This window comes from Microbacterium sp. B19 (genome assembly GCF_000333395.1).
In the GTDB taxonomy this organism is placed as follows: Bacteria; Actinomycetota; Actinomycetes; order Actinomycetales; family Microbacteriaceae; genus Microbacterium.
Genome location: NZ_BADA01000313.1, coordinates 1 through 13,243, shown reverse-complemented (window position 1 = coordinate 13,243; position 13,243 = coordinate 1). Strand labels below are relative to the sequence as shown.

The window sequence follows — 13,243 nt, the reverse complement described above, 5'->3', positions numbered from 1 at the left end:
ATAGGCCCCACTTTCCCCGTTGCTCGCGGGTCGCGAGCCCGGCGTCCACGAGCAGTTTCATGTGATGCGACACGGTCGGCTGCGACAGCCCGACGGGCTCGGTCAGGTCGCAGATGCATGCCTCGCCGCCTTCGGCGGCGGCGATCAGCGACAGGAGCCGAACCCGCGCGGGGTCACCGAGGGCCTTGAACGTGCGCGCGATGGGATCTGCTTCTTCGGCGGTCAGCGCCGACCCGGGAATGGTCGAGCAGCAGGCGTCGGTGTCGCTCGAGAGCAACGGCAGGAAGGTCGGCATGACACGATTCTGCACCTCACATTGACATCTGTCGATATGTACCCGACTCTTATCCCATCGACAGGCTTCAATGTGAGGAGGGATGCCGATGGTCGAGCAGCTTCCCGTCGTCGTGATCGGGGCAGGCCCCCAGGGTTTGGCGGCCGCCGCCCACCTGGCAGAACGACAGATGCCGGTCGTCGTTCTGGAAGCGGGCCGCACGCCTGCAGCCGCCCTATCCGAGTGGGGTCACGTCCGCCTGTTCTCGGAGTGGCCGGAACTCGTGGATGCCGCGAGCGCGCGACTCCTGCAGTCCACGGGCTGGTCGGCGCCGACGACAGGGTTCCCGACCGGCGCGCAGTGGATCGAGAAGTACCTGGCCCCTCTCGCGGGGCTGCTGGGCGAACGCGTCGTCTACGGAGCCCGCGTGACCGGGGTGTCCCGACGGGGCCGCGACCGCCTGGTCGACGCGGGCAGGGGGGAGCAGCCGTTCGCGGTGCACGTGCAGCCGGCCGACGGTGCCGCGTACCGGCTTTCGGCGCGTGCGGTCATCGACGCGTCCGGTACCTGGGCGACTCCCAACCCTGCCGGCGCCGACGGCCTCCCCGCGCTCGGAGAACCGCAAGCCGGCGAGGTGCTCTCCTACCGCATCCCGGATTTCGGTGACCGCGCGGACTTCGAGGGCAAGCACACCGTCGTCGTCGGCTCCGGGCACTCTGCGGTGACCGCTGTGTTGGCCTTGGCGCGGATGGCGCGACGCGATCCGGGAACGACCGTGACCTGGGCGCTTCGGCGCTCGACCACTGCCAATACTTTCGGCGGAGGTGACGCCGACGAGCTCCCGGCCCGCGGCGCGCTCGGCCTGAGGGCGAAGGAGGCCGTCGACGCGGGTCTCGTGTCCCTCGTGACGGGCTTCCGGACGGAGCGGATCTCCCGCGACGGCGACCGAGCCGTGCTCGTCGCCGAGGACGGGCGCACGGTCACCGCCGATCGCGTCGTCGTGTTGACCGGCTTCCGCCCGGACCTGTCGTTCCTGTCCGAACTGCGCCTGGAACTGGACCCGACGCTGCAGGCGCCCGTCCGCATCGCCGCCGAGGTCGACCCCAACGTGCATTCGTGCGGGTCAGTCGCCGCCACAGGGGCGGCGGATCTCGCTCACCCCGACCCCGACTTCTACGTCGTCGGCGCGAAGTCCTACGGTCGCGCGCCGACGTTCCTCGCGCTCACCGGATACGAGCAGGTGCGAAGTGTCGTCGCAGAGCTCGCCGGGGACCACGAAGCCGCGCGCCGCGTCGAGCTGTCGCTGCCGGATACCGGTGTGTGTGGTGGCGCGGGCTTGTTCGACGCGGCCGGGGCGCCACTCGCCGGAGCGTGCTGCGTGCCGTCCGCACACCTGCTCTCCTTCTCTCAGCCCGCCACCACCCGCGTGAACCCGAATAAAGGAATGCCATGACCGAATTCACCAAGCCCGCCGTCCTCTTCGTCTGCGTGCACAACGCCGGTCGATCGCAGATGGCCGCCGGCTACCTCCGCGCTCTCGCCGGAGATCGCATCGATGTCTTCTCGGCCGGAAGCGAACCGGGGAATGCCGTGAACCCGGCTGCCGTCACGGTCATGGCGGAGGAAGGGATCGACCTGTCCTCGGCAACCCCGCAGATCCTCACCACGGATGCCGTGCGCCAGGCGGATGTCGTGATCACCATGGGCTGCGGGGACGCGTGCCCGATCTTCCCCGGCAAGCGCTACGAAGACTGGCAGCTCACCGATCCCGCCGGGCAGTCGGTCGATGTCGTGCGAGGAGTTCGCGACGACATCAAGGGTCGCGTCGAGCAGCTCATCGCGAGCCTCGTTTAGGCAGCCGCTTCCGTCATCTCGGCCATGCCGAGCCCGGCCATCAGAGAGACGCCCCCGCTGGAATCTCCTGGAGCGCCCAGGAATTGGCATCCGGGTCCGAGAAGAAGGCGTACCGCACGCCGCCCATGTCGTGGATCTCGGTGACGTCGAGTCCGCGCGCGACAAGAGTCGATCGGGTCGATTCGAGGTCGTCGACGACCAGGTGGATGTTGGAGACCGGCGCCGAGGCGCCCATGCCGGTGCCGAAGGCGATCGAGCAGGCCGACCCGGGCGGGGTCAGCTGCACCACGCGCATGCCGTTGCCGGGGGAGACGTCGTGGTCCAGGTCGAATCCCACGACGTCGCGGTAGAACGCGATGCTGCGGTCGACGTCCGAGACGGTCAACGGGAGGAGTTCGAGGCGCATGCGCATGCGCTCAGGCTAGGCTCCCCGACCTCCTGGCGGCCGAGAGCGGAACGCGCGAATTCTCAGCCGTATCTGAGAGCCGCATTCGTACCGTGGCGGGATGACGACGTCAACGCCGCAGACCGAAACGCCCGGAGCGGCATGCTGAGCACCGTGCAGACACCCCACCCCCGCCCGACGATCACCTTCCCGTGCTGACGGTGACCGGGCACGCGCTCGCCGCCGGCGGAGTGATCCCCGATGCGGCATCCATCCTCCACGCGTTCGGACCGTGGGTGCTGGCGGGCATCGCCCTCTTGATCTTCATCGAGTCCGGCGTGCTGTTCCCGTTCCTTCCCGGCGACTCGCTCCTCGTCACCGCCGCTGTGCTGGCCGGGCCGCTCGGCATTCAGCCGTGGCAGGTGCTGGTCGTCGCCATCCCCGCCGCGATCCTCGGGGATCAGACCGGCTACTGGCTGGGCCGGCGCTTCGGTAGGCGGCTGTTCCGCGAGGGAGCGCGCGTCCTGCGACCGGAGCGACTGCAGGATGCCGAGCGTTTCTTCGCCAAGTACGGGGGAGGGTCGCTCGTGCTCGGGAGGTTCGTGCCGATCGTGCGGACCTACGTCCCGGTCGCCGCCGGCACCGCTCACATGTCGTATCACCGCTTCCTCCTTTGGAACACGACGGGGGCCACCCTGTGGGTCGTCGTCATGACGGTCGTCGGGCTGCTGCTCGGTGGCATCCCGTTCATCGTCGACAACATCGATGTGCTGATGATCGTGATCGTTCTGATCTCGGTGCTGCCGGTGGTGATCGCCGTGATGCGGAAGTGGAGGGCGTCGCGGCGCGCGAGCGCGGATTCTTAGACGCATCTCACAAGCCCTCCCGTACGGTGCGGCCAGACGACTTTCCGCGCCGCACCGAAGGATCGCATGCACATCTTCGAGGTCATCATCCTCGGGCTCGTTCAGGGCCTGACCGAGTTCATCCCCGTCTCCTCGAGTGCGCATCTGCGGATCGTGGGAGAGTTCCTGCCCTCGCAGACCGACCCGGGCGCGACGTTCACCGCGATCACGCAACTGGGCACCGAGACAGCGGTGCTCATCTACTTCTGGAAGAAGATCGTCACGGTCGTCTCGCGCTGGTTCGGCTCGCTCATCGGCCGCGTTCCGCGCAACGATCCCGACGCCCGCATGGGCTGGCTGATCATCATCGGCACGATCCCGATCGCGGTCCTCGGCGTGCTGCTGCAGGACCTCATCCGTGACAACTTCCGGAGCCTGTGGATCACGGCGATCGTGCTCATCGTGTTCGGCATCCTGCTCGGGGTCGCCGACCGGTACGGCCGTAAGCGCCGCGGCCTCGACGAGCTCACCTACCCGCACGGCCTCGCCTACGGGTTCGCGCAGGCTCTCGCACTCGTCCCCGGGGTGTCGCGGTCGGGGGCGACCACCACGCTCGGCCGCGCGCTGGGGTACCAGCGCACCGCCGTGGCCGAGTACTCGTTCCTCCTGGCCGTGCCCGCCGTCTTCGCGAGCGGATTCTTCGAGCTGTACAAGAGCTTCGACGACGGCACGGGACCGTACAACCTCGGCGAGACCGCACTGGCGACGGTGATCGCGTTCGTCGTCGGGTATCTCGTGATCGCGTTCCTGATGCAGTACCTCCGCCGGGGCAGCTTCCTGCCGTTCGTGATCTACCGCGTCGTTCTGGGCGTCGTCCTGATCGTGCTGCTCGTGACCGGTGTCATCCCGGCGGAATCGACGATCGTCTCCGGCTGACACCTGGTGCCGACGTTCACTCGGTGCCGGACGGGCCACCCTCATCCGCCGGGGGACGCCGCGCATCCGCCCCGAGGACCTCGTCCACGACGCGGCGGCAGTAGTCCTCGGCGGCGGCCGGATCTGCGACCGGCGAGGGCGCGAGCGACAGCAGCGTCCCTGCGAGCATGGCGCCCGTGATGGAGAGCACGATGATGTCCGGGTCGCGGTCGAGACTCAGTTCGCCCCGCTCGATGGCCGCGGCCACGAGCGCACGGTTCTGCGAGTGGATGAAGCTGCGGAACCGCTCGAAGTACCTCTCGAACATCCCCCCGCCGGAGCCGCGCTCCGAACTGACGCGAAGGACGAACGACCCCTCCTCCGAGTCCGCCAGCCGTAGGGTCGCCAGTGCGATGTCGATCAGCTGCGCGCGGATGTCGCCCGTCGATGTCTCCGTGGGGACGAGAGCGTGCGAGCGGAGGACGTCGTCGAGGAGTTCATCCGTGGACTCCCACCGGCGGTAGAGCGCCGGCTTGCCTACGCCGGCCTCGCGCGCGACGGCCTCGAAGGTGAATCCCGGCAGCCCCCGGGCCAGGTACACCCGCTGCGCAGCCAGGAGCACCTTGGCCCGGATCTCAGGATCGCGAGGCCGACCCTTGGGGCGAGTATCCGTGTCGGTCACGACCGCACCGCCTTCCCGGCATCCACGATACCGATCGGCTCTTGCGTCCCGTGTCCGACGGATCTAACGTTCTTTGCGTACGCAAACCGTACGAAAATGACGAAGGAGTCGCCATGTCCACACCGCCCATCTCCGGTGATCGCAAGATCCCCGTGCTCACTCAAGAGTTGATCGACGGCGATGCCGCTCGCTGGCGACGCTTCGGCGAGGTCGTTCCGGCCGGCGGTTCGACTCGACCGGACGGCACGCCCGACTACGGGCTCTTCGGGCCCGGGTCCGTGACGTGGGAGCTCCTTCTGCACCCCGCGACGATCGTTTTCGAGAGTGCCGCGCAGGGTGGCATCCAATTCCTCTACAAGCCGGTCGTGGCGGGCATCCGCGACGCCGACCCGATCAGTCGCAAGGCGCGCGCGGGCCGGTTCACGATGTTCGACTTCTTCGAGCGTCTGCAGCGCAACTCCGGCATGCACGCGCCCATGTGGCTCGGCGACACGGCGACCGCGCAGAACATGGCCACGCACCTGCACCGCATCCACGGCCATGTGCAGGGCCCCGTGATCGACCCCGACGACCCGTCTCTCGGCGGATACGCTGCCGCCGACCCGCGGGATGCCATGTGGGCGGCCATCACCGAGATGCAGTGCATCCTGAGCGTGTACGAGAACCTGGCGTGGCACGGCGACGAGCCGCCGCGGCCGCTCACCGCCGCCCAGCGCGACCAGTACGTCCTCGAGATGGGGGCCTACCTGCGGCTCGTCGGGGCGGAGGAGTCGGAGATCCCCACCACCTGGGCGGAGCTCCAGGCGCTCTACGAGAAGTACTGGGCGCTCTTCGGGCACTCCGACAGCGTGTTCCGCGACCTCGAGACCGGCGTCGACATGCTGGAGCAGTATCACCAGGTCGGCAGGCAGAACTGGCATCCCAGTCACGCGCTCGCGGTCGAGGCGCTCGAGGACGTCTATCAGCGGTGGACCGAGCTGATGGATGCCATCCTCCCGGCGAACCTGCAAGCCTCCGCCGGGCGGTCCCCGGAGACCATCGCCGCGGCGGGCGAAATCATCCGGGCCCGCGAGGCGGACGTCCGTGAGTTCCAGAACCCCGAGAACGAGGCGCGTGTCATGCGTCTGCTCTGGGGGCCGGACGGCGTCGAACTCATCCGCAACGCGCGGCGTCTGCACGAGGAAGCACGCACGCGCGCGGCCTGAGCGCCCGGAGAGCCGAGCTCGTCGTCAAGTGGCTCGCGGGTGGCATCCGTACGGAGGGGCGGACACGTCCCTCCGTACGAAGCCCCGTGAGCGAGTGGACGCGACGTGAACAAACGCTGTCCACTTCTTCACGCAGTTCACAGGAGGCCGTCCCTAAACTGTCTCCGACCTGCGCTTCGTCGAGGTCCTGACGTGCCGCGCCTCGTGGCATCCGTCCTCCCGAAAGGACCCGAGTGAGTAGAACCACGACCCCGCGCGGGCGCACGACCATCGCGCGTCACGGACGCCTGCGGTCGGTGGGACCGCTCGGCCAGTTCTTCCGCGCGCTCGCCGTCGCGATGGCCGTGCTCCTCGTCGCCGGTGCCGGCGTGGCGGCGTATGCCGTCTACGACCTGTCGTCGAGCTTCACCGCGGATGCCGTGGATCTGCCCGATCAGCCGGCCGTTCCGCCGGACCTCGGGGAGCTGCAGGGCGGCGTGAATCTCCTCCTCGTCGGAACCGACGAGTGCGAACCCGACTTCGCGCAGTACTTCGGCGACCGCTGCACGGGTCCGGACGCGGGGGACAACCTCAACGACGTCAACATGCTCATCCACATCTCCGACGAGCCACGCCGTGTCACGGTGATCTCGTTCCCGCGCGACCTCATGGCGCCGATCCCCTCGTGCACGGATGCCGACGGCAACGTCAGCTCGGCGATGTCGAAGCAGCAGATCAACAGCGCTTTCTCGTACGGCGGCCTGGCCTGCGTGGTGAAGACCATCTCGGACCTCAGCGGCCTGCAGATCCCCTTCGCGGCGAAGGTCAGCTTCGGCGGTGTCATCAACATCACGGATGCCATCGGCGGCGTGGACGTCTGCATCGCCAACGGCATCAAAGACCCCTACACGGGCATCGACTGGCCGGCCGGCATGCGCACCGTGAAGGGCCTCGACGCGCTGCAGTTCCTCCGCACGCGCCACGGCGTCGGCGACGGCGGCGACCTCGGACGCATCTCGAATCAGCAGCAGTACATGTCGCGCCTGACGTCCAAGCTCCGCAGCGAGGAAGTGCTGTCGAACCCGGCGACGCTGTACAAGCTCGCCTCGACCGCGCTGCGCAACGTCGACCCGTCGACGTCGCTGACGAACCCGCTGACGCTCGTGCAGATCGCGATGGCGGTCAAGGACGTGCCGTTCAACGAGATCGTCTTCGTGCAGTACCCGACCGCTGCGGACCCGGCCGACCCGAACCGCGTCGTACCGGAGTACGACGCAGCCGACGCGCTGTGGTCCGCGCTCGCGGCGAACCAGCCGATCCAGCTGTCCGGCAACCTGAGCGACGGTAACGGCGTGATCGCGGAGCCCGACTCGACCCCGGCGCCCACCGACACCGCGGCACCGGCCCCGACCGAGAGCGCGGCGCCCACGCCGGAGCCGTCCTCGACCACGATCACGCTCCCGTCGTCGATCGCCGGTCAGACCGCCGCGCAGGCCACCTGCTCGAACGGCAACGTCCGCTGACGCGCGGGGCGTGGCATCCCTTTCTCGGATTCGGATGCCACGCCCCGACCCGTTACTATGGACCGGTGTGCTCGCGCTCCGGCGTCGATCACCTGGAGACGTCGCATAGTCAGGCCTAGTGCACCACCCTGCTAAGGTGGAGTCCCCGTAAGGGGACCGAGGGTTCAAATCCCTCCGTCTCCGCCAGACCCGAAACCCCCGGAATCCTCAGGATCGCCGGGGGTTTTTCGCGTCGGTCTTCGAGGTCACCGCGCCGGCTGGCGCCGCAGGATCCAGTCGACCGTGCCGCGCCAGGTGTGCCGCAGCTCGCGGTTGCGTCGCCACTCGCGCCAGGTCAGCCAGATGATCAGGATGTCGAGGAGGGTCAGCACGACGACCCCGATCGAGGGCGAGCGGACGAGTTCGAAGAGTTGGAACAGGACGAACGCGCCGAGCGCCGCCATCGCCCACGGGTAGACGCCTCGCGAACCGATCAAGAGGGCGATCACGATCGCGAGCTTCACGACGCCATGGAGGAGCAGGTAGGCGGCGATGAACGTCTTGCTGCCGGCGTTCAGATGCGCGACGCCGTGGACGAGCAGGTTGGCGATGACGTCGTGGGGATCCTCCGCCAACTCCCTGGCGGTGGCGGCGTTCGCCGCGGAGACGAGCCGGTCGGGGCTGATGACCAGCAGAAGGATCCCGCCGACGGTCTCCAGGAGACCGTCGATCCCCTTGAACAGCACGCCGATGAGGAACACCAGGTCGAGGATGCGTTCTCTCATGGTGCTCCTCGCTGATGGGGCAGTGTGCGCGGATGGCCGCGCGATGGGCCGTGTGGGCGATCGTATTCCCGCGTTCCTAGGGTTCGGTCGAGAAGCTCCGTCGCCTCGTACTTGAATCGGTCCAATTCACGGCGCGCATCCCTTGCGTCTCTGCCCCGGAGCCGCCAGAATCACATCACCCGGCTGCGCTTGAACCAGTTCGATCGCACCCACCCCACCGACCTCCAGAGAGCTGAACGGACATGACCACACGACGTGCAGCCATCACCGACGTCGCCGCGGCTGCGGGGGTTTCCCGGTCCACGGTGTCGAACTACCTCAACCACCCGCACCTCCTCTCCGGCGCGACGCGGGAGCGCCTCGCCCGCGTGATCGCGGAACTGCAGTTCGTGCCGAGCGACGCCGCCCGGAAGATCAGCTCGGGCGACACCGGAACCATCGGCTACATCGCGTACGAGTTCACCAATCCGTTCTCCGGCGTCATCGCCGACGCGATCGAGCGTCGCGCGGCCGAGGCCGGCCGGACGGTGATGATCGCGAACTCCGCCGGCTCGGCCCGACGTCAGCGGGAGTACATCGAGCTGTTCGAGCGCAAGCGCGTCGCGGGCATCATCGTCGCAACGCTCGACGGCGTCGAGCCCCAGCTCGAAGAGCTGCGGGAACGGGGGACGCCGACGGTCATCACCGGTCGTCGCTCGTCCTCCGACCTCATCTCGTCGGTGTCGGCCGACGACGCGACGGGCGGGTACCTCGCGGCGCGGCACCTGCTCGACCTCGGCCGGCGCCGGATCGCGTTCGTCGGCGGACCGTTCCGCGTCGCGCAGATCAGCGAACGGTTCGACGGAGCGAGCCGCGCCGTGGGCGAGACGCCGGGTGCGACGCTCACCGCCGTCCGCGCGGATGAGCGCACGATGGATGCCGGCTTCGCCGCGGGCGTCGAACTCGCCACGAGCGGCTCGCCGCTGCCCGACGGAGTGTTCGCCGTGAACGATCTCGTGGGCTTGGGCGTCGTCCGGGGGCTGCTGTCGTGCGGCGTCGAGGTGCCGCGCGATGTCGCGGTGATCGGCTTCGACGGCGACGACATCGCGGAGGTCGCCGCTATTCCCCTCTCCACGATCCGAACGTCGGGCGAGGCGGTCGGGGAGACCGCGGTCGATCTGCTCCTGGCCGAACTCGGGGTCGGCGGGCGGGTGCCGGATCGCCACCGTCTCGTCCCACCGACGTTGGTGGTGCGCGCCTCCACGGTGGCGGACGTGGGCGCCCGCGCAGCACGAACGAACGCGAGCGCCTGATGACCGCCGTCTTCATCGCCGCATCGGCTCCCACGGATGCGCCGCCCCGCTTCCGGCGCGTCGTCGACCTGGACCGCCCGTCGACCGAAATCGTGAGCGCGACCCTCCGCTGGAGCGCCGAGGGCATCGTCGAGGCGTCGATCGGCGCGACGCCCGCGAGCGACCGACTCCTCGTCCCGGGCTGGACCGCGTACGAGCGTCGGCTGCGGTACGCCGAGACCGACGTGGCATCTCTTCTCTCCGACCGGTTCGTGCTCGGGCTGCAGCTCGCGGACGGCTGGTACCTCGGGCGGCTGGGCTGGCGCGGCCAGTCCCGCATCTACGGGGATCGCGGCGCGGTATTCGCGAGCCTCCGGATCATCTACCGCGACGGGCACGCGCAGACCGTGGAGACCGACGAGACGTGGGAGTGGAGCGAGGGCCCGATCCGCAGCGCGGATCTGTATGACGGGCAGACGGTGGATGCCACCCTCGCCGATGACTGGTCCTCACCCGACGGCGCGAACGGCGCGCCGGCGATCATCGTGTCCCGTCACGACCTCGAGCCCTACCTCGCCCCGCCCGTGCGTCGCATCCAGACGATCGCACCCGAGCGGGTCTGGACGTCGCCGTCGGGAGCGACCATCGTGGACTTCGGTCAGAACCTGGTCGGGTTCGTCCGCCTCCGCGTGCGCGGGCCGCGCGGCGCGGCGATCGTGGTGCGCCACGCCGAGGTGCTCGAGCACGGTGAGCTCGCCACCCGGCCGCTGCGGAGCGCGCGAGCGACCGACCGCTACGTCCTCAGCGGCGACGACGACCTCTTCGAGCCGACCCTGACCTTCCACGGCTTCCGGTACGCCGGAATCGGCGGGTGGCCGGCATCCGCTCCTCCCCTCGAGGAGCGTGTCGAGGCCGTCGTGATCGGTTCGGACATGCGCCGCATCGGCCGGTTCTCGTGTTCCGATCCACTGCTGTCGCGACTCCACGAGAACGTCGTGTGGAGCATGCGCGGCAACTTCGTCGACGTGCCGACGGACTGCCCGCAGCGCGACGAGCGACTCGGCTGGACCGGCGACATCGCGGCGTTCGCCGACACGGCATCCTTCCTGTTCGACACGCACGACTTCCTGTCGGACTGGCTGCGCGATGTCGCGATCGAGCAGGATCTCGCGGGCGGGCGGGTGCCGCACGTGGTGCCCGACATCCTGAAATACGACCCCGCCTACGGCGGACTCCCCGCCACGGACACGGCGATCTGGGGGGATGCCGCGGTGTGGGTGCCGTGGGCGGTGTGGCGGGCGTACGGCGATCCGGACGTGCTCGAACGGCAGTTCGCCTCGATGGCCGCGCACGCCGAGCGCATCGCCGGGCTTCTCTCCCCGACGGGGCTCTGGGACACCGGATTCCAGTTCGGAGACTGGCTGGACCCCGCGGCCCCGCCCGAGGATCCGTCCGCCGCCCGCGCCGATCCCGGGGTGGTCGCGACCGCCTGCGCGTATCGGGCGCTGTCCACCGTCGCGCGCGCCGCGGAGGTGCTGGGCGGGGACGCGGGGCGGTTCGCGGCCGTCGCCGCGCAGGTCCGCGAGGCGTTCCGCACCCACTACGTCTCAGAGGGGGTCGTCACGAGCGATTGCGTGACGGTCTACGCCCTCGCCCTCGCCTTCGACCTGCTGGCGGATGCCGACCGGGGGAGGGCCGGGAGTCGGCTCGCCGAACTCGTCGCCGCATCGGACTACCGCATCTCGACGGGCTTCGCGGGAACGCCGTTCGTCCTCGACGCGCTCGCCGACACCGGCCATTCCGACGTCGCATTCCGCCTGCTGATGCAGACCGAGAGCCCGTCGTGGCTCCACCCGGTGACGCTCGGCGCGACGACGATCTGGGAGCGGTGGGATTCGCTCCTCTCGGACGGCACGGTGAACCCGGGCGAGATGACGAGCTTCAACCACTACGCGCTCGGCGCCGTGGCCGACTTCCTCCACCGCCGCATCGCCGGCATCGCGCCGCTCACACCCGGCTACCGCGAGATCTCGATCGCCCCGCTCATCGGCGGCGGGTTGACCTGGGCGGAGGGGTCGCTCGACTCCCGGTTCGGAGCGATCCGCGTGCGATGGGAACGCGACGGGGATGCCGTTCGCCTGGATGCCGACATCCCACCCGGCTGCACGGCGGTGATCCAGCTCCCGGGCGAAGAACCCGCGCGCGTCGGGAGCGGCCGGCACACGGTGCACAGCGTGCGCGTGGCAGCTGACTAGACGAGTGAGATACGGGGGTTCGTCCGAGCGTTACCAACACTTATCCGCGTAAGTGTTAGTAACGCCGTCGGCATCCGGCGCATGTCGACAGGCTGAGCGCGGGGCCGTGTGCCGCTGAGGCTCAGTAGTCGTCGTGGTTCTCGCGCGCGATGTCGAGCTGCGTCTCGTCGCCCGCCCATTCCGCGAGAGCCGAGCGGAGCTGACGGTGGAGCCAGTCGGCTGGCAGCGCGGGGTGCGCTCGCTCGAGCTCGGTGAGCAGCGCGAGGCGGTCGTCGACCGATCCGGTGAGATCGGGAAGGGCGCTCGCGTCGGCTCCGGTCATGGTCTGGTCCGTCCTGTCGAAGCGGTCGCCGGGCGCGCCGCCGTGTCCCGAGGCTAGGCGACGCCACCCGCGACGCGATCCGACGGATGTCGAACGGACGATCGGCGCACGTCCGACCCGCGCGTCCGCCCCTCGGCGTAGCGTCGCTGTCGGCGGGCGCCCGCCGTGGACGAGCAGAGCCGGAGGCAGAGATGAACATCGCCGAGACCATGGTGGAGACGCTCCGTCGAGCGGGGGTGGAGCGCGTGTGGGGCCTTCCCGGCGACTCCCTCAACGCTTTCACCGACGCACTGCGCCGCGACGGGACGCTGGAGTGGATGCATGTGCGCCACGAGGAATCCGCGGCTTTCGCCGCCGCGGGCGAAGCCGCGATCACGGGCCGCCTCGCGGTGGTCGCGGGGAGCTGCGGCCCGGGCAGCCTGCATTTCATCAACGGTCTCTACGACGCCCAGCGCTCGCGCGTGCCCGTCCTCGCGATCGCGTCGCACATCCCCTCGGCCGAGATCGGCTCCGGCTACTTCCAGGAGACGCACCCGCAGGAGCAGTTCCGCGAGTGCAGCGTGTACTCCGAGCTCGTCGGCAGCCCCGAGCAGATGCCGTGGGTCCTGGAGACCGCCATGCGCACGGCCATCGAGAAGCAGGGCGTCGCGGTCGTCGTCGTCCCCGGCGACGTGTTCTTCGAGAAAGCCCCGGAACGCCGGGCGAGCGCACCCATCGTCGCGACCCGCACGCACGTCGTCCCCGCCGACGACGGACTCGCCGCCGCGGCGGAGGTGCTCAACGGTGCGGAGAACGTCACGATCCTCGCGGGCGCCGGGGTGGCCGGGGCGCACGCCGACGTCCTCGCGCTGGCCGAGCGGCTCCAGGCGCCGATCGTGCACGCGTTCCGGCGGCAGGAGTGGATCGAGTACGACAACCCCTACGACGTCGGGATGACGGGACTCCTGGGCTTCTCGTCCGGCTACCGCG

Annotated in this window: 14 protein-coding genes and 1 tRNA gene; 10 read left to right on the top strand and 5 right to left on the bottom strand. The window is 69.5% G+C overall.

Annotation, left to right across the window (positions count from 1 at the left end; genetic code table 11):
- Nucleotides 1-295 (bottom strand): metalloregulator ArsR/SmtB family transcription factor (locus I5G_RS11050; RefSeq protein WP_022879106.1); only part of this gene is annotated, 295 nt, incomplete at its 3' end.
- A gap of 88 nt (nt 296-383) precedes the next feature.
- Here I5G_RS11050 and I5G_RS11045 point away from each other — a divergent pair.
- Nucleotides 384-1,727 carry an FAD-dependent oxidoreductase gene (locus I5G_RS11045; protein ID WP_026095853.1) on the top strand — a complete coding sequence of 448 codons (1,344 nt, stop codon included), beginning with the start codon at nt 384-386 and terminating at the stop codon, nt 1,725-1,727.
- Nucleotides 1,724-2,128, top strand: a complete 405-nt coding sequence (locus I5G_RS11040) for an arsenate reductase ArsC (RefSeq protein ID WP_022879104.1) — start codon at nt 1,724-1,726, stop codon at nt 2,126-2,128. The genes I5G_RS11045 and I5G_RS11040 overlap by 4 nt, the downstream gene beginning before the upstream one ends.
- Before the next feature lie 40 nt (nt 2,129-2,168).
- Here I5G_RS11040 and I5G_RS11035 read toward each other — a convergent pair whose 3' ends face one another.
- Nucleotides 2,169-2,540, bottom strand: coding sequence for a VOC family protein (locus tag I5G_RS11035; RefSeq protein ID WP_022879103.1), 372 nt, complete (start codon nt 2,538-2,540; stop codon nt 2,169-2,171).
- A 185-nt stretch (nt 2,541-2,725) separates the two neighbouring features.
- On the opposite strand from I5G_RS11035, the gene I5G_RS11030 reads away from it, so the two are divergent.
- Both I5G_RS11030 and I5G_RS11025 read left to right on the top strand, forming a co-directional pair.
- A complete protein-coding gene (locus I5G_RS11030) occupies nt 2,726-3,379 on the top strand; it encodes a DedA family protein (RefSeq protein ID WP_022879102.1) in 654 nt (217 codons plus the stop codon).
- A 66-nt stretch (nt 3,380-3,445) separates the two neighbouring features.
- Nucleotides 3,446-4,294 (top strand): undecaprenyl-diphosphate phosphatase, encoded by an 849-nt coding sequence (locus tag I5G_RS11025; protein ID WP_022879101.1) that lies wholly within the window; start codon nt 3,446-3,448, stop codon nt 4,292-4,294.
- 16 nt (nt 4,295-4,310) lie between these two features.
- Here I5G_RS11025 and I5G_RS24070 read toward each other — a convergent pair whose 3' ends face one another.
- Complete coding sequence (locus I5G_RS24070) at nt 4,311-4,955, bottom strand: TetR/AcrR family transcriptional regulator (protein WP_022879100.1); 645 nt, start codon at nt 4,953-4,955, stop codon at nt 4,311-4,313.
- 113 nt (nt 4,956-5,068) lie between these two features.
- On the opposite strand from I5G_RS24070, the gene I5G_RS11015 reads away from it, so the two are divergent.
- The 3 genes from I5G_RS11015 to I5G_RS11005 all read left to right on the top strand — a co-directional run bounded on the left by I5G_RS11015 (nt 5,069) and on the right by I5G_RS11005 (nt 7,848).
- Entirely contained in the window at nt 5,069-6,160 is a 1,092-nt protein-coding gene (locus I5G_RS11015; protein WP_022879099.1) for an oxygenase MpaB family protein, read from the top strand.
- Nucleotides 6,161-6,393: 233 nt separating this feature from the next.
- Nucleotides 6,394-7,662, top strand: a complete 1,269-nt coding sequence (locus tag I5G_RS11010) for an LCP family protein (protein ID WP_022879098.1) — start codon at nt 6,394-6,396, stop codon at nt 7,660-7,662.
- Nucleotides 7,663-7,756: 94 nt separating this feature from the next.
- Nucleotides 7,757-7,848, top strand: a tRNA-Ser gene (locus I5G_RS11005).
- 59 nt (nt 7,849-7,907) lie between these two features.
- On the opposite strand, the gene I5G_RS11000 is transcribed toward I5G_RS11005, so the two are convergent.
- Entirely contained in the window at nt 7,908-8,426 is a 519-nt protein-coding gene (locus tag I5G_RS11000) for a DUF2127 domain-containing protein (protein WP_022879097.1), read from the bottom strand.
- A 242-nt stretch (nt 8,427-8,668) separates the two neighbouring features.
- Here I5G_RS11000 and I5G_RS21985 point away from each other — a divergent pair, with 242 nt between their 5' ends.
- Together I5G_RS21985 and I5G_RS21980 are read left to right on the top strand one after the other, a co-directional pair.
- Nucleotides 8,669-9,718: a LacI family DNA-binding transcriptional regulator gene (locus tag I5G_RS21985; protein ID WP_022879096.1), complete on the top strand. Its 1,050-nt coding sequence runs from the start codon at nt 8,669-8,671 to the stop codon at nt 9,716-9,718.
- On the top strand, nt 9,718-11,952 hold the full coding sequence (locus I5G_RS21980; RefSeq protein WP_022879095.1) for a family 78 glycoside hydrolase catalytic domain: 2,235 nt from the start codon (nt 9,718-9,720) through the stop codon (nt 11,950-11,952). The genes I5G_RS21985 and I5G_RS21980 overlap by 1 nt, the downstream gene beginning before the upstream one ends.
- A 121-nt stretch (nt 11,953-12,073) precedes the next feature.
- On the opposite strand, the gene I5G_RS10985 is transcribed toward I5G_RS21980, so the two are convergent.
- Nucleotides 12,074-12,274 carry a hypothetical protein gene (locus I5G_RS10985; protein ID WP_022879094.1) on the bottom strand — a complete coding sequence of 67 codons (201 nt, stop codon included), beginning with the start codon at nt 12,272-12,274 and terminating at the stop codon, nt 12,074-12,076.
- Between the two features lie 191 nt (nt 12,275-12,465).
- Here I5G_RS10985 and I5G_RS10980 point away from each other — a divergent pair.
- On the top strand, nt 12,466-13,243 hold a 778-nt coding region (locus I5G_RS10980), incomplete at its 3' end, for a thiamine pyrophosphate-binding protein (protein ID WP_022879093.1).